Raw genomic sequence first — 24,156 nt, 5'->3', positions numbered from 1 at the left:
CCAACGGGGCGAGCTTTTTAGTAACTAGGTGCTACTTACAGTTTTTCTTCAGGCTGATAAGCAATACCGATTTTACCGTTAATCACTTGGCATTCACCACCGGCTTCAGCGGTACGGCTTGCGTCGTTGATACGCGCGATCAAGCGATAGTCTTTATTCAGAAGCGTTACTTCGTTGCGTTCTTCACCACACAACACGCGAATCGAATCAACTAAACCGCGATCGGTTAAGAAATTGGTGGTTGGGTTCTCTTTTACAATACCTGACTGGTCCGAGAATTCCGCAGTTTGTAAGCCATACGGATTCATCATACCGGACGCACCAGCGACTAAATAATGGAAGGTGCTTGCGACCGCCGTAGGCACCGATTGTGCGTTTTCTACAAAGAACACGCCTCGCTCGCCGACAATATCAAATAGACCTTTCTCAAGGTTCACTTTCATGGCGGTATTCTCATCAATCCCTAGCGAGAGCGGTGTACCACTATCGCCCGCGAGACGGATCAAGCGACCATAACGACCTTTATCAGAGAAGTCGCTATCCAAAATACCAAAGTGAAACAGCCCTAAACCGCCCAATGGATGAAACGTCAGCGTGTCTGGGTTGGTATTGGTTGGACAGGTTGCATCCAAATCACAACCGAACGGTGGTGGCTCAGAAGCAAAGGCGCCGTCTTTTATCGCTGATTCGGTGGTGCCGTTAGAAATCATCGGTTTAGATGTCAGCGCAACAGCACCCGCGCCGTTACCACCTACCACTAGACGCTTCGATTGCACGAAGCTAACGATGTCGCGTAACAAATCAGACGGCTGGTTATCTTCATTAATAAAGGTTGAGCGGGTAAGGTTCGCATCACCATCATTGATAAAAATCGCATTGGCTTGGCGCACCATCTTTAAGGCTTCTTTGGGCGCTTTACAAAACTCAACCTGTTGCTGATAGCGGTCGCGATACACACGGTCTCGCGCATATGCACCGAGCACTTCCTCTTGCACGTCAGCCAATTCGTCACAACGACCCTCTTGTTGCGCTTTAATTAAAGCCGCATCAACCGGGAACCAATGCGGCTCAGCTCCCAACTGACTGAACAAGTCCATGTAGTAATCGACTTCGTTGTAAGGATCGCGCGATGACGACGTCGTGAAGAAGACCACGGGCTTCTTGCTGTCATCAAAGCGAGTGGTCTTCGCCATATCAACGAACTGACGATAGATATCGATCGCAGGTTTATTCTGCGACTCATTTAAATTAATCTTTTCATCGAGCTCAGCAGGGACTGGCATTTCGAGTAAGTCGACCAGCTTGTTCCACTCAGCTTCAGATAATGAATTGTACGTTTTTAATGTGGCACGACGAGTAAATTCACGCATGAACACGCGTTCTGTGATGATTTCCTCGTTCATACGGTCATAAATGAGCTTTAACGCTTCGTCGACCTTCTTTCGAGCCTCTTCACGAAAGCCGGTCCAGTATTCATCTGAAACAGCCGTCTTGATTGACTTCTCCGACAAGTCGATATACCGATTAGTACGCATTGTCTTGCTATCAATCCAGTCGGTTTCGTTACAGCTATCGGACGCCATGCTCGTGCAGAGCGTTAAACCGCCCCCGGCCAACATTAAGTGGCGGTAACCATCATCTTTGATGGTTGGCTGTTCTTGTGCGGATACCGCACTGGTCATCAGTCCTGCAAGCACGATGCTGAGGCTTGATGCGATCCATCCTTTATTCATGAGACACCCTTCTGATTACTGCAAAGTTGCGGGTTAATGAATCCTAGTATAACGGGTCAATGGATAAAAATCGCTCTCAGTTTTATCAACATCGACCCCATCTGCTCTGACCTCAATAAGAAGAATAAATTCAATCACCCTGCGGGTGTTGGATTTTTGTAAATGCTGTGCATAATACCCTGCAATTGATATACTTCTGAGGTCAAATTGACCAAGGTTCTGTGTTCTGGTGATTAACTTATTTCGCGCTATCGTTTTTTCTACGCTTTTTTTTGTAAGTGGGCAGCCTCATGCGCAGCAATCATCAAGCAACCTATCGACTGACTTAAAATTAGACGATGAGCAAACAACCCAAACGCTCGTCTTTCGAGCGCCGCAAGACGGTCCATTGCCGGAGCTCGTTCAGTCGATATTAGAAGAAGCCTATGCTGAACTTAATATTAAACTACGCTATGAGTCTTTGCCGCGCCTACGCGGCGAACAGCTGGCTTCCGAGGGGATCATTGCTGGTGAGTTAGGGCGCATTCCTGGCCTATCTGAGCAACTCACCAATCTCATTCGTGTCGATTTTCCGATCTATGAGTTTTCCTTGCTTCTTATCGCCGACCCTTCACAGTGTGGTGTCTGTACGCCCGATAAGTTAAGTAATTTGGCTTACTTAAGTGGTTTACGCGCCGGTGATGAAGTGGTTGATTCTTACCAACTGGATATTCCGATTGCAAAGCCCATCAAATTAGAGCAGGTAATCAAGCTAATGGATGCGGGCCGCGTTGAAGCAGCGCTGATGGCTGACTTTCAGTATCGTGGTTCCGCGCTACATGACCGCGATGATTTGATTGTTTACGAAATTAAGCGCTATCAAGGCTATCACTATTTACATAAGAAGCACGCAGATCTCATTCCTGATTTATTAAGCACTCTAAAACTAATGCAAGCGACCGGTAGGATCACGGCATTGCGAGAAACGTATCAATCAAAAATCGCGCGTCCCATCACGCCCGTTCGTATTCCAAATCCATTAATTGGTGCCAGTGCGTTAATGCCCCGGCAAACCGAGATGGACGGTGAAGGAAGCTTGTGGCAACGGTTCATTGAACTAACTGCCGATTGGGCTGAACAGGTTGAAACCGAAACTTCGAACTGGCCGCGTGCTAAACAACTCGTTGACTCCGGGAAAGCACAAGTTCTCGTTGGAATCCGAGAAGAACAGATTGATCAACGCTTTATCAAAACAGAACATGCCTTCGCTCGCAGTGCGCCTGTATATCTATTTAGCAAAACTCAAGCAGCGATAGACGATACGCTTGACCACAAGAATGTAAGTTTGTGCGTTGCGGGTGGCGACTATCAACACTCATTGCTACCCTCAAATGCCAATATTTACACCGCGAATACGTCATTAGACTGCTTTGCACTATTGGATATGGGTCGAGTTGCAGGTGTTGTCGATTACGCGGCCAACTTACCAGACTGGATGGAGACGCCGTATGAACGTTACGCGTTGAGTGACGAAGTGCCACTCTATTTAGCATTCAAAGACAACGCACAAGGTCAGCTACTGCGCAGTCTGTTTGATAAAGCAATTAAAAACGCTATACCGCGCCCTTAAAACCCAACTGACGCCAGGCTTCATACGTAAAAATCGCGACTGAATTTGATAAGTTTAAGCTCCGGCTATCTGGCACCATTGGTAGACGTAACCAATTTTCCTGCGGAAATGTCTGTAAAACGTCCATCGGCAACCCGCGCGTTTCGGGACCAAACAACAGTACATCATTTTCCTCGTACGCGACCTCGGTGTAACGTGTTGAGCCTTTCGTCGTGCACGCAAAAATGCGGTTATAATCCACGTTTTCTAGAAAGTCCGACCAATTTTTATGGATTTTCACTTGGGTAAGGGCGTGGTAGTCCAAGCCAGCACGGCGCACCTTCTTCTCATCTAAGTCGAAACCCAGAGGTTCGATAAGATGCAATTGCATGCCCGTATTCGCCGCCAAGCGAATAACATTACCCGTGTTCGGTGGTATTTCCGGTTCAAATAAGACCAAATGCAACATAGTGATTTTATCAGCTACTTAAAAAACGCTAGAATACCATTATCTTAATACGAGGTGTGTATCGAATTGAATTCTCCAACGAGTTATAAGCATCAATACGCTTTTTGGGTAAAGCTCGCCAGTGCTTCATCGGTCACTACGGCCGCTTTGCTGATAGCCATGAAACTCTACGCTTGGTTTGATACTGAGTCGGCGAGTATGCTCGCCTCGTTAACTGATTCGTTGCTCGATAGTGGTGCCTCGATTTTTAGTTTTTTCGCCATCCGTTACTCTTTGCAACCCGCAGATGATGAGCACCGATTCGGCCACGGTAAAGCCGAATCCCTTGCCGCGTTAGCGCAAAGTGCTTTTGTCGCTGGCTCAGGCATGCTACTTATTTTTCACAGTGCGCAACAATGGATGGACGATTCACAACTACCTAACTTAGAAACGGGTATTTGGGTCAGTGTGGCAGCCATCGTCATCACCATGGTATTACTGGTGATTCAACGGATAGCCATCCGCGTCACCGACTCGCAAGCAGTTAAAGCCGATCATTTGCATTATCAGTCTGATATCTTACTCAACGCGGCGGTTTTAGTTGCGCTGGTACTGAGCCAGTTTGGCATGCACTGGGCGGATGGCGTGTTTGCCATTTTAATTGCGTTGTATCTAATCTGGGGGGCGATTCGCATCGGCACTGAGGCATTTAACTCGTTGATGGATCGCGAACTACCCGAACACTTACAAAAGAAAGTGGTGGATACGGCGCTAGCCATTGACGGTGTTTTAGGGATCCACGGCCTGCGTACTCGTGAGGCAGGCTCCACACGCTTTATTCAGTTACACATCGAACTCGACAATCATTTGTCTCTGCTCAAAGCCCACGCGATTTCTGATGAAGTCGAAAGTGCATTGATGAAGGTGTTCCCAAGCGCCGATATCATTGTCCACATGGATCCCGAAATAATCGCCTATGTTGAGGGTTCAATTACTGAGCGTCACTCGACTTGAGCCTGGCATAGATCGAGTCCATGATGGGCTGTCGATAAACGTCGCTCTCCATCATTAATTCGTGTTTCGCTCCTTTGATCGAGCGAAACTCAACGTTGGCACCCGCATTGTTAGCAAAACGCTGTTGCGCTTTTTTACTCACCACCACATCGGCTCCCGCATTGAACAATGTCGCCGTTACTTTGAGTTGGCTCCCCATGCCCTGCAATTGTTTACAAGTCGTCAGTGCTTCATGTAACCAAGCAAACGTCGGTCCGCCGAGTTTAACCCGGGGCTCGCTTTCATAGGCTTCGCGAAATACTTGGTAACGTTGCTCACTGTGGGTCAACACATTCTCAGCAAAAGGAATCGCAATATAGTCCTTCATACCTAAGAAGTACCACGGGTTATCCGGTGCAACAGTCTCGTTTAACCAGCGTCCTGCGCCAGCAATCGCACGCGCAATCGCTGCTGGAATACCGGCTGTTCTGATGCCGAACATCGGTGCCGTCAAAAACAAATGCTTAAATTTGAAATCCTGCTCGCAACACGCCCAGGATAAAATCGCTCCGCCCATCGAGTGCCCAAGTGCATAACGAGACGCTTTAGGAAAGCGCTCGTCGATGTGATTCATGAATACACTAAAGTCATCAATAAAATCGCGGAAGTTTGCGACATGGCCCTGATGGCTATTCTTCGTCATGCGCTCTGATAAACCTTGCCCGCGATGATCGATGACAGCACAGGAAATACCTTGTTGCGCCAGTTCCCAAATCACTTCTTGGTATTTAATCGCCGCCTCAATACGACCCGTTGAAATCACCAGTAGTGGCGCTGTATCGCTGACTTTATGATAGGCATAAAAAAGGCGCAGGCCATCCGCTGCGTCTAAATAAATGTGCTCAACTGAATCCGCCCAGAAAGGGGCGATATGTTGGTGATAAAATTCGAGCCATTGGGGCTCATTATCCGCCGGTCGGATCATCCGCTTTGATTCCAGTCGCTATGATTAAGCCCTAGTCTAACGGTAAATCCAAGATAACTTCTAGTCCTCCTTGTGGATGATTGCGTGCACGCAGTTGACCGCCTAGAACCAACGCTGAGCGCTGACTTAACGCTAAACCTAAACCGACACCTGCCTGATGCTTACGCGACGGGTCGCCGCGGTAAAACGGCTCAAATAGCTTCTCAATGGTTTCTTCATCAACGCCAGGCCCATGGTCACGCACATAAAGCTGCAACCACTTGCCATGCTTTTCGCAACCAAACTCGACCGCTTTGTCGGTGTAGTGCAGGGCATTACGCATAATATTTTCTAACACTAACCGGATCAGCTCATCATCGCTCTCAAGTTCGCGCCAATCGCCCTCGCGAATAACGAGCCGATCTTTATATTCAGGATGACTGTACAAGGTGTCGTCGACAAGCCGTTGCACCAACTTGCGCAGATCAACGGTATGCGTATTTAAGCTGATTAAGCCGTTCTCAAGTTTCGAGAGTGACAAGATACGTTCAATGATTTGATTCAAGCGCTCACTATCGCGACGCAACTGTTGCCAATGTGCATCCTCTTGATGCTCATCTTCGCTGAGATCGAGGGCGACTTGCATCCGTGCCATCGGCGAACGCAATTCGTGTGACACATCACTTAATAAGCGCCGTTGCGCATCACGAGAAATAGCAAGATCGCGCGCTGTCTGCGCTAGGGCTCGCGCCAGCTCGCCCACTTCATCTTTACGTCGAGGCAACTGGCCTAACTCAGGCTCAGCACTACCTTGAGCAACCTCACGGGTAGCTCGGATCATGCGCTTTATCGGTCGAATCAGCCAGATACCCAACAAAATCGCAATCGCTAAACTACCGCCCACCAACGTCCAACTGCGCGCCCGCATCAACTCTTGCTCTGCTTCTTCACGATCAGTCCACTCCGACGCTTTTAGTGGACGAGTGATTAGAAGCTTATTGCCTTTAAACTCGAAAGGACCTATCAACAAACGATCTTCGAGTGGCATTTGCATCGGCTCATCGTAGTTTAAAAAGCGCAACATGGTTTGCCGATAACGTTGCGATAAGAACTCATCCATCATCAACTTTTGCTGACCTTGCGCGAGTACTCGGGCTGCAACGCGATAATCACCTGTCAATAAACGTCCAGGCTGCAAAGAAAGATAGGTCAGCTCATTTTCGAGCAACGGCGCTAAGGTACGCCGAATGGGTTCCGCGATAGGTTTAACTTCGGGTGTGACTTTATTCCAGACCGCAAGCAAGTAACCGCTGCTGGCGGTTAAAAACAGTAACGCCCAAAACAGCAGGAGCAACCGCAGCGTAAGCGATTGGTACCAGCGGATCGGGCGTTTACGGTGCGGCTTCATTATTCGTTGACGAGACGATATCCCCGACCACGAACGGTTTGAATGCGCTCAGGATTAGCCGGTAATTTTTTACGAATATTGCTGATATGTACGTCGAGACTACGATCAAACGGCCCCATCTTACGGCCCAGCGCAGCCACCGAGAGTTGGTCTTTACTCACCATTTGTCCCGCTTGCTGCATCAAACAACGCAGAATATCGAACTCTGTCGGTGTCATAACCAACGGCTGGCGGTCGCAGGTGACTTCTGCCTTACTCGGATCGAGTGTAAAGCCACTCACCGTTAATACCTCGTTTTGCATCATGGTATTAGCCGTTCGGCGTAGTAGCGCTCGTACGCGTGCTATTAACTCACGCGGATTAAATGGTTTGGGTAAATAGTCGTCTGCGCCGAGCTCGAGCCCCATTACACGGTCATCATCATCTCCGCGCGCGGTTAACATCAGTACTGCGGTATCACGATGTTGCTGACGTAAGCGTTGTAATAACTGCATACCATCAATACCGGGCAGCATGACGTCTAACAAGATCAGCTCGAAGTCCCCGTTTAAAGCGGCATCCAGTCCTTTAACGCCATCATCAACTACGGTCAGCTCGACCGCCTCTCGTTTAAAGAGCTCGGTCAGCATCGCTGACATTTCATGGTCGTCATCAATGAGTAGAACAGAATGTGTCATGGTCAATTGAGTCCCGTTTAAAGTGTAAAGACCATCTTCTAAAATAGCACAGCGTAACGCGACTCTCTTTACAAAGATTTACTTGCTCAATAACTTGAGCTTGCGCGTTAGCGTATTGCGCCCCCAGCCAAGCCAATGTGCGGCTTTTTGCTTGTGTCCGTCGCACTTCTCCAGTGCAATGCGCAAGGCGATGCGCTCAACATCCTGTATAATAGGTGTCATATTATCATAGTTATGGGTTTGTGTGCGCAACTCGTGTGCCAGTAGCTCGCGCCAATTCCCTGTCGATTGACCGTTTTCCAGCTGTTCGCTCTGTTCTAGAAGCTCATGGGGCAGTTCATCGGGGCTGACTTGTTGTGCGGGCGCCATCACCGTAAGCCAACGACACACATTTTCGAGCTGCCTTACATTACCCGGCCACCCGTATGCTTCAAGTTGCGCCAACGCTGCGTCTGATAACTGTTTCTCGCTCACTTCGAGCTCAATAGCTGACTGCTTTAAAAAGTACCTTGCCAGCAAAGGTATATCCTGCTTGCGTTCACGCAAGGCAGGCAACCGCAACTGAATAACATTGAGTCGATGATATAAGTCCTCACGGAATTCGTTGTTTGCAACAGCCTCTTTTAAATCTCGGTGGGTAGCGGCGATGACCCGCACATTAACCTGTACCGGCTGATGCGCACCGACTGGATAAAACTGGCCTTCGGCTAACACACGCAATAAGCGGGTTTGCACCGAAAGTGGCATATCGCCAATTTCATCTAAAAATAGCGTCCCACCATCGGCTTGTAAAAACCGTCCATCGCGCTTTTTATCAGCCCCAGTAAATGCGCCTCGCTCGTGACCGAACAGCTCGGATTCAACCAAGTCGGCTGGAATGGCTGCCATATTCAATGCAATAAACGGCTTATCTGATCGTGGACTATGTTTGTGCAATGCACGCGCAACGCGCTCTTTACCCGTGCCCGTCTCACCCGTAATCAATACGCTTACGCTCGAAGCCGACAGCCGACCAATGGCACGAAATACATCTTGCATGGGGGCTGACTCGCCAATAATATCATTATTCGCTTGCTGCGCACTGACCCTCACCTCAGGCTTACTGCGATGCGCCATTGCTTTCGCAACCACGTTGCGAGCTTCCTCAATATCAAAGGGCTTAGCCAAATACTCGAAGGCACCGCCTTTGAAAGCACTCACCGCGGTATCCAGATCCGAATGAGCGGTCATAATCACGATGGGTAAATCAGGGTCTCGCTGTTTTATTTGCTTTAGCAAGGCTAAGCCATCGGTGCCCGGCATACGAATATCACTAATGATGGTATCGGGAACTTTCGAATCAAGCGCTCGCGTGAGTTCATCGGCACGCTCAAAGACTTGCACTTGATAACCCGAGCGTTCAAATGCTTTATGAAGTACCCATCGAATAGAGGGGTCATCGTCTAGAATCCATAGGTGTTGCGCTTGGCTCATAGATTCGCCTCCTCAGTAACTTGTCGTTGATACGGGAGGTATATCCTAAACACCGTGTTTCCCGGCTCGGAGTCGACCTCGATTTTGCCTTGGTGTTGATGAACTAAACTATGCGCCATGGATAACCCCAAACCCGTGCCTTCGGCTCGACCGCTCACCATTGGATAAAATAAACTCGCCTTAATTGCATCATCGATACCCGGGCCATCATCGATAATACTGATCACTGCACATTGACGATAACGACGCCCCAATAACGTCAATTGATGCTCAATGCGCGATTTAAAAGTAATTTGTCCCTCACCATTCAGTGCTTGAGCCGCATTTTGCGCGATATTTAAGAAAACTTGTTCACAGGATTCAGCCATTGCCCACAGTTCAGGCAATGAAGGATCATAGTCACGTTTTATGCTAAGACGTTCGCCGTATTCGTAACGCACGGTTTTGGCCACGCGTTCGAGTAGCTCATGCAGGTTAGTTTCACGTTTTTGCTCGGCTTGTACCGGGCCCATCATGCGATCAATCAAAGTACGTAACCTATCGGCTTGCGTCACAATAAGGTCGGTATACTCTTTTAATTCCTCATCTGGCAATTCGAGTGCCAGCAATTGCGCAGCGCCCCGCAGGCCCCCTAATGGGTTTTTAATTTCATGCGCCATCCCACGTAACAATGACTGTGTAGCAAATAGCTGCTGTTGTTGCTGTGTTTCACGTGAAATCTGGCGTTGTAAGTCGACTTGTTTGAGCTCGATAAGCCAGTGCTTTTTTGCATCATCATGCAATGACTGAATACTGACTTCAGTAGTCACCCTTTGCCCCGAATGAAGAAAGAAGCTGGCTTCGGAGTTCACCACGGTTTGGTCTTCGGACAAACAATTCTGCAGTGTACTTAATGGTAGGTCGCTCTCGTAGTATGCCTCAGCAAAAGGCTCACCAATAAGACGCTTGGCGCTATGGTCAAAAATCGATTCAGCTGCAGCGTTGACGTAACGCACGATCCATTGATCGTCGACAATAACCACACCGGTCAGTAGCTGATTCAATATGGACGCCAGATTCACTCAAATACACTCCACAATAGCCTGCACTAATTTGGTGCATATACACGGCTTAAAAAGGGAGGCTTTGCCTCCCTTCTTGCAACCGTCTTAATTTAAACGCTGTAGTACATATCGAATTCAACAGGGTGTGTTGTTTTCTTCAATGTTTCTACTTCGTTGTACTTGAGGCCGATGTATGCGTCGATCATGTCGTCATCCATCACACCGCCTTGCTTGAGGAAGTCACGGTCTTTATCCAGTGCATCCAGTGCCATTTCAAGTGAATGACATACTGTTGGGATGTCTTTCGCTTCTTCCGGTGGCAGGTTGTACAAGTCTTTGTCCATCGCATCGCCAGGGTGGATCTTGTTACGGATACCGTCCAAGCCCGCCATTAATAGTGCGGTGAAGCACAAGTATGGGTTCGCGCTTGGGTCAGGGAAGCGCACTTCGATACGACGCGCTTTAGCACTCGATACCAATGGAATACGAATCGATGCAGAACGGTTACGCGCTGAGTAAGCCAACATAACAGGCGCCTCAAACCCAGGTACCAAACGTTTGTACGAGTTAGTCGATGGGTTAGTAAACGCGTTGATAGCGCGTGCGTGCTTAATGATACCGCCAATGTAATATAACGCGGTTTCGCTCAAGCCTGCGTACTGGTCGCCGGCAAACAGGTTTTGACCATCTTTCGCCAGTGACATATGAACGTGCATACCCGAGCCGTTATCACCGACCAATGGCTTAGGCATAAAGGTCGCGGTCATACCATAGGAGTGCGCTACGTTGTGCACAACATATTTGTAGATTTGAATTTCGTCGGCTTTCTTAGTCAGGCTGTTGAACTGAGTTGCCACTTCGTTCTGACCCGCTGTCGCCACTTCGTGGTGGTGAGCTTCAACAACCAAGCCCATGTCTTCCATCACCAAGCTCATGGTGCCACGAATATCATGCGCAGAGTCAACCGGAGGCACTGGGAAGTAACCGCCTTTTACGCCCGGACGGTGCGCCAAGTTACCTTCTGAGTATTCACGACCCGAGTTCCACTTTGCTTCCTCGGCATCGATCTTGTAGAACGAACCGCTCATGTCGGTGTGGAAACGCACATCATTAAATAAGAAGAACTCTGGTTCAGGACCAAAGAATGCACTGTCAGCCACGCCTGATGCTTGCAAGAACTCTTCTGCGCGTTTCGCGATAGAACGAGGATCGCGGCTGTAGCCTTGCATGGTATCAGGTTCTAAAATGTCACACCGTACGTTCAGTGTCATTTCGTCGGTAAACGGGTCGAGTACCAACGACTCTGCGTCTGGCATCAACACCATGTCTGACTCGTTAATACCTTTCCAGCCAGCGATTGAAGAACCGTCGAACATTTTACCTTCTTCGAAGAAATCGTCGTCGATTTGCGACACCGGGATTGTGACGTGCTGTTCTTTACCTTTGGTATCGGTAAAGCGTAAGTCGACGAATTTGACGTCATGCTCTTTAATGGCGTCGAAAATCTTACTTGCTGACATGTTTTCCTCCAGCGGAATCTTGAATATCAAAAGTCAAAATAAACATATATCAATAACTGATTAAATCCAGTTTTATACAGCTATTGTTGTGTACCTCTTAGGATGCATATTGGATTGCAATCCACGTGCCAAATATATAACTCATTGTTTTTAAAGTTTTTTAATAAATTAGAGTTCCGTTGAAACGTTGAAAACAACTAAAATTTGCACCAATTTGGTTCATTGTAGACCATTTTGGTGCAAATAAGCATTAATTCCTATTGATTCATGTCATTCTGATGAAAAATTCAACAGCCCCTTTTTATATCGTTAGCAAACAGGTAGAATACGCCGCTATTTTCATCAACCCCTTGTCGGTTTAGACAACGTTGTTCACTTTCCGACATCAATAGGCTGTTCTTAATGACAACTCAGGCATTTGATATTAATAAACTTCGCAACATTGCGATTATTGCGCACGTTGACCATGGTAAAACGACATTGGTCGACAAGCTGCTTCAACAATCTGGCACGTTAGAGAGCCGTGGTGAGCTTGAAGAGCGCATCATGGACTCAAACGATCTAGAAAAAGAGCGCGGTATTACCATCCTCGCTAAAAACACAGCGATCAACTGGCAAGACTACCGCATCAACATTCTAGATACCCCTGGGCACGCCGATTTCGGTGGTGAGGTTGAGCGTGTCATGTCAATGGCTGACTCAGTTTTGCTACTCGTTGACGCTGTTGATGGTCCAATGCCGCAAACACGCTTTGTAACGCAAAAAGCGTTTGCTCACGGGCTTAATCCAATCGTCGTTATTAATAAAATTGACCGTCCGGGCGCGCGTCCTGACTGGGTCATGGATCAAGTGTTTGATTTGTTCGACAACCTTGGCGCGACCGATGAGCAGTTGGACTTCCCTGTTATCTATGCATCAGCATTAAATGGCTGGGCAAGTCTGGATGCGGAACAATCAGGCGGCGACATGACGCCATTGTTCGAAACTATCGTTGACCAAGTCAGTCATCCCGACGCGGATCCTGAAGGCGACCTGCAAATGCAGATTTCTCAGTTGGACTATTCAAGCTATTTAGGTGTCATCGGTATCGGCCGTGTCACTCAGGGTAGCGTTAAAGTGAACCAACAAGTGACTATCGTGGGTGCTGACGGCACAACCCGCAATGGTAAAGTCGGTCAAGTGTTTAATTACCTTGGCTTGGATCGCATCGATGCACAAGCTGCGCACGCTGGCGATATCTGTGCAATTACAGGTTTAGGTGAATTAAAAATCTCTGACACAGTGTGCGCTGTGGGTAAACCAAACCCGCTTAAGCCACTGACGGTTGACGAGCCAACGGTAACAATGACCTTCCAGGTCAACACCTCTCCGTTCGCAGGTAAAGAAGGTAAATTCGTTACTTCTCGTCAGATCCTTGAACGTTTGCAGCAAGAGTTGGTTCACAACGTTGCGCTGCGTGTTGAAGAGACTGATAACCCGGATAAATTCCGTGTATCGGGTCGTGGTGAATTACACTTGGGTGTTTTAATCGAGAACATGCGTCGTGAAGGCTTCGAGCTCGCAGTATCGCGTCCAGAAGTTATCATCAAGCATGAAGAAGGTCAGAAGATGGAACCGTACGAAACACTGACGGTTGATATCGAAGATCAACACCAAGGTGCTGTCATGGAAAAACTTGGCTTACGTAAAGCCGAGATGACTGACATGAATCCAGATGGTAAAGGTCGTGTACGTATCGACTTTGAAGTACCTAGCCGTGGCTTGATTGGCTTCCAAACCGAGTTCATGACCCTGACTTCAGGTACCGGTTTGATGTACCACACCTTTGATCACTACGGTCCGCATAAAGGCGGTACTATCGGTCAACGTGTGAACGGCGTGTTGATTTCAAACGCCCAGGGTAAAGCACTGACTTACGCACTGTTTAACCTGCAAGAACGTGGTAAGTTGTTCGCATCACACGGTGACGAAGTATACGAAGGTCAAATCATCGGTATTCATAACCGTTCAAATGACCTGACTGTTAACTGTTTGAAAGGTAAGCAGCTGACTAACGTACGTGCTTCAGGTACTGATGATGCACAAACCTTGAGCCCACCGATCCGTTATACACTTGAGCAAGCGCTTGAGTTCATTAACGATGACGAGCTGGTCGAGGTAACGCCGGTATCTATCCGTATTCGTAAACGCGCGCTCACAGAGAACGAGCGTAAGCGTGCGAGTCGCGAACCGAAAAGCTAAGTGTCTATGTGATGACACACAAAAAACCCGCCAACCGGCGGGTTTTTTTATGGGTGATATAAAAGTCATTGTGCTGCTATTAATTCGGGCTGCGGCAACACATAATAAAAAATCGAGAAGAAATGTAGGATGCTTCCGGCCAGCACAAATAAGTGCCAAATCGCATGGTGGTAAGGCATCTGCTTACGTACGTAAAATATCACGCCTAAGGTGTAGGCAAGCCCCCCTGCAAGTAGCAATAGTAAGCCGCCCGTATCAACGTTATCGAGCATCGGCTTAATGGCGACCAACGCCATCCAGCCGAGTCCAAGATACAACGTCAAAGACAACCACTTAGGTGGATTCTTCACAACCAACTCTAGAATCACGCCGAATAATGCGATTCCCCAAACCACACCGAGTAGTGACCAACCCCAAGGTCCACGCAGGTTAATTAGCGCAAAGGGTGTGTAGGTGCCCGCAATAAGTACAAATATAGCGGCGTGGTCTAACTGTTGGAATACAGCCTTAATACGCGGCCAAGGAAAGGCGTGATAAAGCGTTGAGGCGGTATAGAGCAAAATGAGGCTAGCCCCATAGATACTCGCTGCCACCACGTGCCAAGTATCGCCATAGGCGACAGACCACACCAGCATCACCACGAGCCCAACGATGCTCAGCACCGCCCCTATGCCATGCGTTAGCGCATGAGCGACTTCTTCTAAAACTGTATACGACTTATTACTCATCCACGCTCCAAACCTGGGGTTTCGTAGCCTTCACTGATATTTTTAAGCGCACGAATGAATTGGTCGAACTGCTTGCCATTGTCGTAATCTAACCGGTATTTGTTATGAAACTCTAGCGTCAGTTTTACGCCGTGGCCTTCCAAAAATACCGTGTAGCCATCATGGTCAGTATACGCAGTAATACCATCAAGGACGTGCTTGCCTTGCTTTGCCTCGCCATGCTCATGGATCTTCTCATAAGCATCTAAAATAAGACGAAAATCGATCTCGTTTTTCATGCACTGTCTCCTTGCTTGTCCATTAATGTATACACAGTAATTATACGTAACAACGCCACTACTAGACTTGTTCTGCTCCAAATGCCCTTTCAGAGTCTATCGAAATGACTCAGTTGTCAAATATGAACATGTACACAAAATATACATACAATAATGCATGATAAGCAGAAAATCGCTATAATCAGACTGTATTCTAATTTGATGAGGTGTAATTTGGTTAGGCGTACAAAAGAAGATGCGCTCGCGACTCGCTCACAGCTGCTTGATGCGGCCGAGCGTGTATTTAGTGAGCGAGGTGTCACCCATACGTCAATGGCACAGGTCGCCGAAGCTGCAGGTGTCACTCGAGGCGCTATTTACCACCATTTTAGTAATAAGATGGCGTTGATTGAGTCGTTAATGGAGCGTGTGCGTTTGCCCATTGATGAGATGCGCGAGCAAATTGCACAACAACCTGAGTTCGATGCGCTCGTCGAAATACAGGAACGCACCAATGAGTTTTTAAACCGTGTTGCCACCGATCCGCGCGTGCAAGCACTCGCAAATATTTTAATGCATAAATGTGAATACATTGATGAGGTCAATCCGATCAAGTTACGCCATTTGAGTGGCCGCAATGACTGTATCTGTGATGTCGAAGCGTTATTCGAGAAAGCGGTTAACGAGGGTCAGTTGCCACCCCAAGTGAGCCCACGCATTGCGGTTATCGGATTATTTGGCTTAGTCGATGGGCTGATTTACAACTGGTTAATGGATGATGGCTACTTCCCTCTTGTCGAGTATGGTGAAGCAGCCATAAATACGTATATGAACGGACTAAAAGCCTAAGGCTCGTTGCTATCTGCGCGGCGCTTGCGCCAGCCATCGTACTTTTGATGAACGCCGCGCGTAAGCGACTGAAAACTCTCTTCTAACAAGTCAACGCCCACTAATACCACCACAACGATCAGTGCTAAAGCGAAAGCTGTAGGATATAACCCTAAACCGGCAACAACGCCGATTGCTGCGAGCATCCAAATGGTGGCCGCCGATGTAACGCCGACTACCACTCCGTCTTTGGCAAGCATCACGCCCGCACCAAGAAAGCCAATACCCGTGATCACTTGCCCGATGATGCGCGAAGCGTCGGTGTGATCATTCATAACTAGTTTGGCACTCACTAAGAAGACGTAGGTGCCGAGTGTGATCAGTGCTGAAGTTCGAATACCGACAGGTTTGCCACGAATTTGCCGCTCAAGCCCTACAATGGCACCGCTGGCAATCGCGGTGGCAATGCCCTTCCAAGTGAAGGGCGCCATGTGCTCAAACACCAAAATATCCGAGAGGCTCATTAGTCACCCTGACTAAGGAAAGTCGATAGGAAATCTTCGTCCATTGCCGCGATGGTCTCATCATTAGCATTAGGACAGCAGGCAAAAAGAGGAGCTGTCCATGCCTGTACGTTACCCAAGATGTCACGCAAATGGCTGAGACCACGGATACCACCCAGCCCACCGGGTGAGGCAGCTGCCAGTAACACTTTTTTGCCTTTCCAGACCTGACCGTCAACGCGCGACGTCCAATCAATCGCATTTTTAATCAGTGGCGAAACAGAGGCGTTATATTCTGGGCTGACAAGCACAACTTTATCAGCCGCCGCAACAGCCTTTGCCAACTGTTGCATTGCCTTAGGAACACCTTCTGCCTGCTCGTGGTCGCCGTGATAGATCGGCGCGTCTAATGCGTCAGCATCGAGTAACTCAAAATCAAACGTGTGCTTTTCGGCAACCTGCACCAAGCGATGCTTTAATTTTGCATTAATTGACTCTTTACGACGACTGCCGCCGATAAACAAAATACTCATGAAAACTCCTGTAAAAGTGGGTTAAGCACCGCTGTTCATGCTTTCAATAAAGCGATTAGACTCATCAATGGCAGACTCCATCTCATCAATTAGGTCTGAGATATCGGTCTGTAAACGACTAAATTCACCGCGAATTGCGTCGATAGCACGCGCGTTCAGGTTGTGTTTGAGATACAACACGTTGTCTTGCATCTTTTGTAACACAGGGTCCATTTTTCCAGCCGCTCGTTCCATCACGCGAATGAGTTCACCATAATGACGTTCTGTCTCACGCAGACGTCGCTCACTCTCGCGGCGCATGGCATCATTACTGTAGAGCTCTAGCTCTTCGCTCCATTCATCAAACAAATCTTGAGCCACGTCGTCGACTTCTTCGATACGTTCGTTGACACGCTCAGCCGCAGACTTACTTGCCTCATAATCGTCACGCAGTGCGTTGTAGCGTTCTTCGAGTTCACCACCGTCAAATTGCAGCAGCGCATCCAAGCGCTCAAGAGCCGATTTGAACTCTTCTTGAGCATCGCTTTGTGCCTCTTTGGCGTCGTCAACACGATCGACCAAAATATCGCGCTTCTCGATGCCCAATTTCTCCATCGCTCCATAGTAGGCGCTTTGACAACCCACTAAGAACAACAACGTAAAAATACTTAACGCCAGCTTTTTCATTAGTCTCCCCTTACAGCGCGAACCAGTCGTTCATCTCGTTTATCTTGGTTGTAACTACGTACGACCAAAATCGCGTGAATGATCGCAAGGATATAAACTAAACCTAGAGCACCAAATGAAAAAACAAATAGCACAATGCCTAAAGCTGTGAGTATCACGTTAAATAGGAATTGAAAGATCCGTCCTGTCGTCAACACCGCGAGCGGTGGAATCAAAACAGCTAAAATGTAACGCATAAAACCCCCTGTCGAGATAAATGAAATCCCCCCGTACGACCTCATATTAATGCATTGGTTGCACAATGAATACAAGTCTTAATAGGGCAGTCGTTTGCCATCCCAATGAAATAAGCCACCGGAATCTTCAGCGGTGAGCCCCTGAATCACCTTAACAATGCGATCCGCCGAAAGTTCAGGCGAATAAAGTTTGTCTTCGGGCACACGCTTTTGAAATGGTTTCGAGAGATCGGTATCTGTCGTGCCTGGGTGGATTGCGGCAACCACAAAGGATTTATGTGAGCGTTTAAGTTCAATTGATGCAGTTTTGAGTAACATGTTTAAAGCCGCTTTACTGGCCCGGTAGCTGTACCAACCGCCCAAATAATTATCCTCGATGCTACCAACTTTCGCTGACAGTTGAATGAAAAAACGACTCTTCTTCTTGTCCAACAGCGGTTTGCACGCTTTAAGAATCATTAACGGCATGACAGCATTAACGCTAAAGAGCTTACTCAAGTTTGCTTCATTTAAATCGTCGAGCTGCTTTTCTGGGAACGTATCATCGTCATGCAGCATGCCTACCGTCGAAACAACGCCCTCAAGCACTTCACCGCGCTGATTAAATTCAGTGACCCACTGCTCTAAGGGTTCAGCGGTGTAATCCTCTATCGTCGTGTAATGTACACCGGCGACGCGTTGGTTAATTGGCTGACGCGATACTGCGATAATGGTGCTATCGTTGAACTTTTGCTTCAAAGCTTTCGTTAATGAAAGCCCGAGACCACCTGCGGCACCAAAGACTACAATTGCCATCTTGTGCGTTCTCCATCAATATAAGACTCATTCATCGTACGCAGAGATATGTAATTTTGACCAATATGAACTGGAAACTTTGGCTTAAACACGGTTTTAAATTTTCTCGGCATGTCGCACTTCGCAGTCAGTCCGACTCAATTAACGTGACCGCCGGCCATCTCACCTATGTCAGTTTATTGTCCCTAGTGCCATTGCTAGTGGTCACATTCACTGTATTTTCCGCCTTTCCAGTCTTCGATGATCTCAAAAACAACATAGAGAGTGCGCTGTTTGCTAACCTGCTGCCCACTTCGGGTGAGCAGCTAAAAGAATATATCGATGAGTTTGTTGGTAATGCATCACAGATGACCGCCGTCGGTATCGCATTTTTATTTTTTGTGGCTGTCGCCCTTATTTCGGCGATAGATTCTGCGTTAAATAATATCTGGCGCGATACCAGCAGCCGACGTTGGACAGTATCTTTTGCCATTTATTGGATGATTTTGACACTCGGCCCTGTTCTTATTGGTACGGGATTGGCGGCAACGTCTTACTTAGTCTCGCTGTCTCAGTTTGCAGAAACTTATGTTTCGGGGATTCGTAGCTTTTTGCTGTCCGCAGTACCGGTCGTGACTAGCTTCATCGCCTTTGTATTGCTCTACCAACTCGTGCCTAATCGCCCCGTTAAATTCCGCTATGCGGCTTTTGGTGCCGCCTTTTCAGCCATTCTATTCGAGGTCAGTAAACAATTATTCTCGCTGTACATCACCCACTTCCCAACCTATCAGGCGATTTATGGTGCGCTTGCCACGGTGCCTATACTCATCGTTTGGATCTATTTGTCATGGTTGATTGTCTTAGCAGGTGCAGAGATGACAGTGAGTCTGGAGGAATACCGTTTAATCCATAAAAAGCGTACGCAGTCAGATTGATCTGTGCGATAGAATCGACAACCATATACTTTTTCACAAGCAAGAGTAGATAGCATGATAGGTTTAATTCAGCGCGTAAGCCGTGCTCAGGTAGATGTCAATAACAACAAGGTTGGCGGAATCGACGCTGGGTTATTGATATTACTGGGTGTTGAGCAGGGTGATAACGAGCAAAAAGCCAAACGTCTTGCCGAGCGTATTATCCACTACCGCGTGTTTACCGATGCTGAAGGCAAAATGAATCAAAGCCTCGTCGACAAGGGCTATCCGACTCTAGTTGTGTCGCAATTTACGCTCGCTGCCGATACTCGTAAAGGGCGCCGTCCCAGTTTTTCGAGCGCAGCTCACCCATCCGAAGCACAGACGTTGTACCATGTATTTTGCGACCATATCCAAGCACAGGGTGTGCATGTAGAAACCGGTCAATTTGGTGCCGATATGCAAGTCAGTTTGGTAAATGACGGACCTGTCACCTTTGAACTACGAGTAGATTAATATGTATAAAGTGATAACCCCGACTACCGACACCGACTTTGAAAAATACTTTCATCTCCGATGGCGCGTATTGCGTGAACCCTTTCAGCGCCCGCTAGGTTCTGAGCAAGATGAGTACGATCAGGTCGGTTTGCACCGCATGGTCGTCAACGAAGCAGGTGAGCCGGTTGCGGTCGGACGTTTACATTTTAATAGCCCAGAGGAAGCGCAAATTCGCTTCATGGCCACCGCGCCTGAATATCGAGGCGAAGGTCATGGTGTTGCGATTATTTTTGCACTCGAAAGCGCAGCTCGCGCCGAAGGTGCCACTCACGTCATTATTAATTCACGTGATACGACCATTGGTTTTTATAAAAGATGTGGTTACCAGGTGGTGGAGGAAGCGGATACCGTCAAAAATCCGATGGCAGAACACCAACTGAAGAAGTCGTTCAGTGAACAAAACCGTATTATCTATCGCCCTGAATGGTGTGAAGAACTACAAAATACATGGACAAAAGAGATTCCTATATCTGACGCGATGGGGATCAAAATTCATCAATACACCGGACGCATGTTCGAAACGCGTGCTCAACTGTCACGTAACATCAACGTACACGGTACGATGTTTGCTGGTAGCATCTACTCGCTCGGCACATTAACGTGTTGGGGGCTGTTGCATCTGCAACTTTTAGAGAGAGAACTCGAAGGATCGGTTGTACTAGGAGATGGTAATATTCACTATCATAAACCGGTCACACGAGAGCCTCGAGCGGTCGCTTATTTGAGTGACGTAACAGGCGATTTTTCAGCGCTAAAAGAGGGTAAGAACGCGCGTATGATGATGAAAGCCCAGATCATGGATGATGAACGGCCTGTGGCTGAATTTACAGGCCGTTTTGTCGTGTTGGCTAAACGTGATTAAGCGGGCGTTATGTCCGCTAGCGTCACGCCTAAGCGACCCGACTTAATCAAATCACTCGCCGCCTTAATATCCGGTGCAAAATAGCGATCTTCCGCATAGTAGTCGACCTGTTCACGTAAGATAGCGAACACTTCTTCTAATTTTGCACTGGCTTTTAGTGGGCGTCTAAAGTTTAAGCCTTGCGCAGCCTCCAACCACTCGATAGCAACAATATCGGCGATATTGTCAGCAATATCACTGATTTTACGCGCTGCAAAGGTTGCCATGGAAACATGATCTTCTTGATTCGCTGAGGTTGGCAGACTGTCAATCGACGCTGGATGAGCTAAGGTTTTGTTTTCTGAGGCAAGCGCTGCCGCAGTCACTTGCACCATCATAAAGCCCGAGTTCACACCACCTTCCTCGACTAGGAACGCAGGCAAGTTGCTCAGATGTTTGTCAATCAATAGCGCGCCACGACGTTCTGACATTGCACCGATCTCACTCGCCGCGATAGAAATAATATCTGCCGCCATAGCCACGGGCTCAGCATGGAAGTTACCACCTGAAATAATATCTTCCTGCTCACTAAACACGAGTGGGTTATCGGTCACGCCGTTCGCTTCACGTTCTAAAATCGTCGCTGCGTGCTTCAATTGATCATAAACCGCACCCATCACCTGAGGCTGGCAACGCAACGAGTAAGGGTCTTGAACCTTCTCACAATTTTCGTGATCTTTAGCAATCTCAGAGCTATCAGTCAGGATATCACGGAATGCAGCCGCCACTTGTTGCTGTCCGATTTGTCCGCGGACTTGGTGAATACGCGCGTCAAACGGTGCGCGTGACCCCATCGCCGCTTCCACTGACAAGGCGCCTACAAGAATCGAGCTATGGAATACACGCTCCACTTTAAACAATCCAGCCAATGCCAATGCGGTGGATGCCTGCGTACCGTTCAACAACGCAAGGCCTTCTTTTGGCGCCAGCTCGAACGGCTCTAAACCAGCTTTTGCCAAGCCTTCTTTGGCGGGCATACGTTCACCATTAACACGCACCTCGCCCTCTCCTAACAACGGCAGCACCATGTGTGCCAGAGGCGCGAGATCACCGGATGCTCCAACCGAACCTTTGCTCGGAATACACGGATAGACCTGATGGTTCAGCAGCGCAGTAAGGGCATTGATAACTTTTAGGCGAATACCCGAGAAGCCGCGCGCCAACGAGTTTATTTTTAGCAATAGCATTAGACGGACGACTTCATCGTCCATAAGCTCACCCGTACCGACCGAATGTGACAGCACAATACGGCGCTGTAAGTCGGTTAACTTTTCGGGTGGAATGCGTGTATTGGCGAGCAAGCCGAAGCCGGTATTAATACCGTAAACAACGCGCCCTTTATCCAATACTTTTTGTACAGTCGCTGCCGATCGCTCAATATCTTCGATAGCGGATTCCGCGAGCTCAAGCTGCTGTGGTTCGAAGTACCACGCACGGAGGTCAGCCAATGTAAGCTGACCAGGATTTAATGGAAATTGGCTCATTGTTACTCCTTATTTCTCGAGCATGGGCAAATCAAGCCCCTGTTCTTGCGCACAGTTCTTCGCGATATCGTAGCCAGCATCCGCATGGCGCATCACCCCGGTGCCCGGGTCATTCCACAACACACGGCCCAAACGTTGCTCAGCTTCGTCGGTGCCATCGGCAACGATAACCACACCCGCGTGCTGGGAATAACCCATTCCCACGCCGCCGCCGTGGTGTAAGCTGACCCAAGTCGCGCCGCCTGCGGTGTTCAAGAGTGCGTTCAGTAGCGGCCAATCAGATACAGCATCGGAGCCGTCCGCCATACTTTCAGTTTCACGGTTAGGGCTCGCAACCGAGCCGCTGTCGAGATGGTCACGACCAATGACGATAGGCGCTTTTAATTCACCGTCACGCACCATTTCGTTAAACGCTTTCGCAATACGGGCACGGTCCTTCAGACCAATCCAGCAAATACGTGAAGGCAAGCCTTGGAAACTAATGCGTTCTTTCGCCATATCCAGCCAGTTATGCAGATGTGGGTTATCAGGAATCAGCTCTTTGACCTTAGCGTCGGTTTTGTAAATGTCTTCTGGATCGCCTGAAAGCGCAACCCAACGGAACGGACCAATACCCTCGCAGAATAACGGACGAATATAGGCTGGTACGAAGCCTGGGAAATCAAAGGCGTTAGCAACACCCTCATCTTGAGCCATCTGGCGAATATTGTTGCCGTAATCCAGTACGGCAGCGCCTTGTTGCTGGAAGTGCAACATTGCTTTCACTTGCACTGCCATTGAGCGTTTGGCTGCAAGCACAGTCGCCTGTGGATCGTTATCTTGCTCAGCCTGATATTTTTCGAGTGTCCAACCCTGAGGTAGATAACCATGCAAGGGATCATGCGCTGAGGTTTGGTCAGTCACCACATCGGGCGTTACGTTCCGTTGTTTTAGTTCTTCGTACACGTCAGCGGCGTTCCCGAGTAATCCAACCGAAATGGCCTTACCTTCCGCCATAGCGTTGTTCATTAATTCCAGCGCTTCATCCAAACTGGTCGCTTTGTGGTCCACGTAACGTGTGCGAAGTCTAAAGTCGATGCGGCTTTCATCACACTCAACCGCGAGCATACAAAAGCCCGCCATCGTTGCGGCCAGTGGTTGAGCACCACCCATGCCGCCGAGGCCACCGGTTAGAATCCATTTCCCGGTTGCATCACCCTCAAAGTGTTTGCGCGCTACCGCACCAAAGGTTTCATAGGTGCCTTGAACAATGCCTTGTGAACCTATATAGATCCAAGAACCAGCGGTCATCTGACCGTACATCATCAGACCCTTTTTATCGAGTTCGTTAAAGTGCTCCCAATTCGCCCATTCGGGTACCAAATTAGAGTTAGCAATCAGCACACGCGGCGCGTTCTCATGAGTCGGAAATACACCGACTGGTTTGCCAGATTGGACTAATAGTGACTCGTTCGGTTTTAACCGTTCAAGCGTTTCAACGATTTTATCAAAACACTCCCAGCTGCGTGCTGCACGACCAATACCTCCGTATACGACGAGCGCTTGCGGGTGCTCTGCCACCTCTTCATCAAGGTTATTCATTAACATGCGCTTGGCAGCTTCAATTTGCCAATTTGCGCAGGTTAATTCTGCGCCGCGATCAGCGCGGATAACGCGCGACTTATCTAAACGGGTAAATGACATTAT

At 48.3% G+C, this 24,156-nt stretch carries 24 protein-coding genes; 7 read left to right on the top strand and 17 right to left on the bottom strand.

Features of this window, described 5'->3' with window-relative positions:
• Positions 1–35: 35 nt before the first annotated feature.
• Positions 36–1,733, bottom strand: coding sequence for a cyanophycinase (locus AC3AP5_RS12380; RefSeq protein ID WP_006954558.1), 1,698 nt, complete (start codon positions 1,731–1,733; stop codon positions 36–38).
• 229 nt (positions 1,734–1,962) lie between these two features.
• Between AC3AP5_RS12380 and AC3AP5_RS12375 the strand changes: the two genes are divergently transcribed.
• Complete coding sequence (locus tag AC3AP5_RS12375; RefSeq protein WP_006954559.1) at positions 1,963–3,342, top strand: substrate-binding periplasmic protein; 1,380 nt, start codon at positions 1,963–1,965, stop codon at positions 3,340–3,342.
• Here the strand turns inward: AC3AP5_RS12375 and trmL are convergent.
• On the bottom strand, positions 3,326–3,790 hold the full coding sequence (gene trmL / locus AC3AP5_RS12370) for a tRNA (uridine(34)/cytosine(34)/5-carboxymethylaminomethyluridine(34)-2'-O)-methyltransferase TrmL (RefSeq protein ID WP_006954560.1): 465 nt from the start codon (positions 3,788–3,790) through the stop codon (positions 3,326–3,328). The genes AC3AP5_RS12375 and trmL overlap by 17 nt on opposite strands.
• Positions 3,791–3,856: 66 nt before the next feature.
• Between trmL and fieF the strand changes: the two genes are divergently transcribed.
• A complete protein-coding gene (gene fieF / locus AC3AP5_RS12365) occupies positions 3,857–4,783 on the top strand; it encodes a cation efflux pump FieF (protein WP_006954561.1) in 927 nt (308 codons plus the stop codon).
• Here the strand turns inward: fieF and AC3AP5_RS12360 are convergent.
• The 6 genes from AC3AP5_RS12360 to glnA form a co-directional block, all read right to left on the bottom strand.
• Positions 4,761–5,747 carry an alpha/beta fold hydrolase gene (locus tag AC3AP5_RS12360; protein WP_006954562.1) on the bottom strand — a complete coding sequence of 329 codons (987 nt, stop codon included), beginning with the start codon at positions 5,745–5,747 and terminating at the stop codon, positions 4,761–4,763. The two genes, fieF and AC3AP5_RS12360, sit on opposite strands and share 23 nt — an antisense overlap.
• Positions 5,748–5,778: 31 nt before the next feature.
• Positions 5,779–7,134 (bottom strand): sensor histidine kinase, encoded by a 1,356-nt coding sequence (locus AC3AP5_RS12355; RefSeq protein WP_006954563.1) that lies wholly within the window; start codon positions 7,132–7,134, stop codon positions 5,779–5,781.
• A complete protein-coding gene (locus tag AC3AP5_RS12350) occupies positions 7,134–7,811 on the bottom strand; it encodes a response regulator transcription factor (RefSeq protein WP_006954564.1) in 678 nt (225 codons plus the stop codon). The genes AC3AP5_RS12355 and AC3AP5_RS12350 overlap by 1 nt, the downstream gene beginning before the upstream one ends.
• Before the next feature lie 78 nt (positions 7,812–7,889).
• Positions 7,890–9,284: a nitrogen regulation protein NR(I) gene (gene ntrC / locus AC3AP5_RS12345; protein WP_006954565.1), complete on the bottom strand. Its 1,395-nt coding sequence runs from the start codon at positions 9,282–9,284 to the stop codon at positions 7,890–7,892.
• Positions 9,281–10,345 (bottom strand): nitrogen regulation protein NR(II), encoded by a 1,065-nt coding sequence (gene glnL, locus AC3AP5_RS12340; RefSeq protein WP_006954566.1) that lies wholly within the window; start codon positions 10,343–10,345, stop codon positions 9,281–9,283. The genes ntrC and glnL overlap by 4 nt, the downstream gene beginning before the upstream one ends.
• Before the next feature lie 92 nt (positions 10,346–10,437).
• A complete protein-coding gene (glnA, locus tag AC3AP5_RS12335) occupies positions 10,438–11,847 on the bottom strand; it encodes a glutamate--ammonia ligase (RefSeq protein ID WP_006954567.1) in 1,410 nt (469 codons plus the stop codon).
• Positions 11,848–12,249: 402 nt separating this feature from the next.
• Between glnA and typA the strand changes: the two genes are divergently transcribed.
• On the top strand, positions 12,250–14,088 hold the full coding sequence (typA, locus tag AC3AP5_RS12330) for a translational GTPase TypA (protein ID WP_006954568.1): 1,839 nt from the start codon (positions 12,250–12,252) through the stop codon (positions 14,086–14,088).
• A 65-nt stretch (positions 14,089–14,153) separates the two neighbouring features.
• Here typA and trhA read toward each other — a convergent pair whose 3' ends face one another.
• The gene (trhA, locus tag AC3AP5_RS12325) at positions 14,154–14,816 is read right to left on the bottom strand and encodes a PAQR family membrane homeostasis protein TrhA (protein WP_006954569.1); all 663 of its coding nucleotides are present in this window, start codon (positions 14,814–14,816) and stop codon (positions 14,154–14,156) included.
• Positions 14,813–15,094, bottom strand: coding sequence for a DUF3081 domain-containing protein (locus tag AC3AP5_RS12320; RefSeq protein ID WP_006954570.1), 282 nt, complete (start codon positions 15,092–15,094; stop codon positions 14,813–14,815). Before AC3AP5_RS12320 ends, trhA begins: the two co-directional genes overlap by 4 nt.
• A gap of 213 nt (positions 15,095–15,307) precedes the next feature.
• Between AC3AP5_RS12320 and AC3AP5_RS12315 the strand changes: the two genes are divergently transcribed.
• Entirely contained in the window at positions 15,308–15,922 is a 615-nt protein-coding gene (locus tag AC3AP5_RS12315; protein WP_006954571.1) for a TetR family transcriptional regulator, read from the top strand.
• On the opposite strand, the gene AC3AP5_RS12310 is transcribed toward AC3AP5_RS12315, so the two are convergent.
• The 5 genes from AC3AP5_RS12310 to AC3AP5_RS12290 all read right to left on the bottom strand — a co-directional run bounded on the left by AC3AP5_RS12310 (position 15,919) and on the right by AC3AP5_RS12290 (position 18,634).
• Positions 15,919–16,425: an MgtC/SapB family protein gene (locus AC3AP5_RS12310; RefSeq protein WP_006954572.1), complete on the bottom strand. Its 507-nt coding sequence runs from the start codon at positions 16,423–16,425 to the stop codon at positions 15,919–15,921. The genes AC3AP5_RS12315 and AC3AP5_RS12310 overlap by 4 nt on opposite strands.
• Positions 16,425–16,937 carry an NADPH-dependent FMN reductase gene (locus AC3AP5_RS12305; protein ID WP_006954573.1) on the bottom strand — a complete coding sequence of 171 codons (513 nt, stop codon included), beginning with the start codon at positions 16,935–16,937 and terminating at the stop codon, positions 16,425–16,427. Before AC3AP5_RS12305 ends, AC3AP5_RS12310 begins: the two co-directional genes overlap by 1 nt.
• 21 nt (positions 16,938–16,958) lie before the next feature.
• Positions 16,959–17,603, bottom strand: a complete 645-nt coding sequence (locus tag AC3AP5_RS12300) for a DUF2959 domain-containing protein (RefSeq protein WP_006954574.1) — start codon at positions 17,601–17,603, stop codon at positions 16,959–16,961.
• The gene (locus tag AC3AP5_RS12295; RefSeq protein ID WP_006954575.1) at positions 17,603–17,839 is read right to left on the bottom strand and encodes a YqaE/Pmp3 family membrane protein; all 237 of its coding nucleotides are present in this window, start codon (positions 17,837–17,839) and stop codon (positions 17,603–17,605) included. Before AC3AP5_RS12295 ends, AC3AP5_RS12300 begins: the two co-directional genes overlap by 1 nt.
• A gap of 78 nt (positions 17,840–17,917) precedes the next feature.
• Entirely contained in the window at positions 17,918–18,634 is a 717-nt protein-coding gene (locus AC3AP5_RS12290) for an SDR family NAD(P)-dependent oxidoreductase (RefSeq protein ID WP_006954576.1), read from the bottom strand.
• A gap of 65 nt (positions 18,635–18,699) precedes the next feature.
• Here AC3AP5_RS12290 and AC3AP5_RS12285 point away from each other — a divergent pair, with 65 nt between their 5' ends.
• The 3 genes from AC3AP5_RS12285 to AC3AP5_RS12275 are packed head-to-tail and all read left to right on the top strand — an operon-like array spanning position 18,700 to position 20,947.
• Entirely contained in the window at positions 18,700–19,548 is an 849-nt protein-coding gene (locus AC3AP5_RS12285; protein ID WP_006954577.1) for a virulence factor BrkB family protein, read from the top strand.
• Between the two features lie 54 nt (positions 19,549–19,602).
• A complete protein-coding gene (dtd, locus tag AC3AP5_RS12280; protein ID WP_006954578.1) occupies positions 19,603–20,043 on the top strand; it encodes a D-aminoacyl-tRNA deacylase in 441 nt (146 codons plus the stop codon).
• Between the two features lies 1 nt (position 20,044).
• Entirely contained in the window at positions 20,045–20,947 is a 903-nt protein-coding gene (locus tag AC3AP5_RS12275) for a bifunctional GNAT family N-acetyltransferase/hotdog fold thioesterase (protein ID WP_006954579.1), read from the top strand.
• On the opposite strand, the gene hutH is transcribed toward AC3AP5_RS12275, so the two are convergent.
• Together hutH and hutU are read right to left on the bottom strand one after the other, a co-directional pair.
• Positions 20,944–22,470, bottom strand: a complete 1,527-nt coding sequence (gene hutH / locus AC3AP5_RS12270) for a histidine ammonia-lyase (protein ID WP_487326801.1) — start codon at positions 22,468–22,470, stop codon at positions 20,944–20,946. The two genes, AC3AP5_RS12275 and hutH, sit on opposite strands and share 4 nt — an antisense overlap.
• Before the next feature lie 9 nt (positions 22,471–22,479).
• Positions 22,480–24,153 (bottom strand): urocanate hydratase, encoded by a 1,674-nt coding sequence (gene hutU, locus AC3AP5_RS12265; RefSeq protein WP_286682408.1) that lies wholly within the window; start codon positions 24,151–24,153, stop codon positions 22,480–22,482.
• Between the last annotated feature and the right edge of the window lie 3 nt (positions 24,154–24,156).

The sequence above is a fragment of the Idiomarina sp. D18 genome (assembly GCF_057748155.1).
This window is presented reverse-complemented; position numbering and strand designations above follow the sequence as displayed.

What these genes read in the sequence shown, in the direction of transcription:
- dtd (WP_006954578.1), top strand. Translation starts at nt 19,603, where the DNA reads ATGATAGGTTTAATTCAGCGCGTAAGCCGTGCTCAGGTAGATGTCAAT.
- AC3AP5_RS12275 (WP_006954579.1), top strand. Translation starts at nt 20,045, where the DNA reads ATGTATAAAGTGATAACCCCGACTACCGACACCGACTTTGAAAAATAC.
- AC3AP5_RS12295 (WP_006954575.1), bottom strand. Translation starts at nt 17,839, where the DNA reads ATGCGTTACATTTTAGCTGTTTTGATTCCACCGCTCGCGGTGTTGACG.
- AC3AP5_RS12320 (WP_006954570.1), bottom strand. Translation starts at nt 15,094, where the DNA reads ATGAAAAACGAGATCGATTTTCGTCTTATTTTAGATGCTTATGAGAAG.
- trhA (WP_006954569.1), bottom strand. Translation starts at nt 14,816, where the DNA reads ATGAGTAATAAGTCGTATACAGTTTTAGAAGAAGTCGCTCATGCGCTA.
- glnA (WP_006954567.1), bottom strand. Translation starts at nt 11,847, where the DNA reads ATGTCAGCAAGTAAGATTTTCGACGCCATTAAAGAGCATGACGTCAAA.
- AC3AP5_RS12310 (WP_006954572.1), bottom strand. Translation starts at nt 16,425, where the DNA reads ATGAGCCTCTCGGATATTTTGGTGTTTGAGCACATGGCGCCCTTCACT.
- hutH (WP_487326801.1), bottom strand. Translation starts at nt 22,470, where the DNA reads ATGAGCCAATTTCCATTAAATCCTGGTCAGCTTACATTGGCTGACCTC.
- AC3AP5_RS12290 (WP_006954576.1), bottom strand. Translation starts at nt 18,634, where the DNA reads ATGGCAATTGTAGTCTTTGGTGCCGCAGGTGGTCTCGGGCTTTCATTA.
- typA (WP_006954568.1), top strand. Translation starts at nt 12,250, where the DNA reads ATGACAACTCAGGCATTTGATATTAATAAACTTCGCAACATTGCGATT.
- trmL (WP_006954560.1), bottom strand. Translation starts at nt 3,790, where the DNA reads ATGTTGCATTTGGTCTTATTTGAACCGGAAATACCACCGAACACGGGT.
- AC3AP5_RS12380 (WP_006954558.1), bottom strand. Translation starts at nt 1,733, where the DNA reads ATGAATAAAGGATGGATCGCATCAAGCCTCAGCATCGTGCTTGCAGGA.
- ntrC (WP_006954565.1), bottom strand. Translation starts at nt 9,284, where the DNA reads ATGAGCCAAGCGCAACACCTATGGATTCTAGACGATGACCCCTCTATT.
- AC3AP5_RS12350 (WP_006954564.1), bottom strand. Translation starts at nt 7,811, where the DNA reads ATGACACATTCTGTTCTACTCATTGATGACGACCATGAAATGTCAGCG.
- AC3AP5_RS12305 (WP_006954573.1), bottom strand. Translation starts at nt 16,937, where the DNA reads ATGAGTATTTTGTTTATCGGCGGCAGTCGTCGTAAAGAGTCAATTAAT.
- AC3AP5_RS12285 (WP_006954577.1), top strand. Translation starts at nt 18,700, where the DNA reads ATGAACTGGAAACTTTGGCTTAAACACGGTTTTAAATTTTCTCGGCAT.
- AC3AP5_RS12360 (WP_006954562.1), bottom strand. Translation starts at nt 5,747, where the DNA reads ATGATCCGACCGGCGGATAATGAGCCCCAATGGCTCGAATTTTATCAC.
- hutU (WP_286682408.1), bottom strand. Translation starts at nt 24,153, where the DNA reads ATGTCATTTACCCGTTTAGATAAGTCGCGCGTTATCCGCGCTGATCGC.
- AC3AP5_RS12300 (WP_006954574.1), bottom strand. Translation starts at nt 17,603, where the DNA reads ATGAAAAAGCTGGCGTTAAGTATTTTTACGTTGTTGTTCTTAGTGGGT.
- AC3AP5_RS12355 (WP_006954563.1), bottom strand. Translation starts at nt 7,134, where the DNA reads ATGAAGCCGCACCGTAAACGCCCGATCCGCTGGTACCAATCGCTTACG.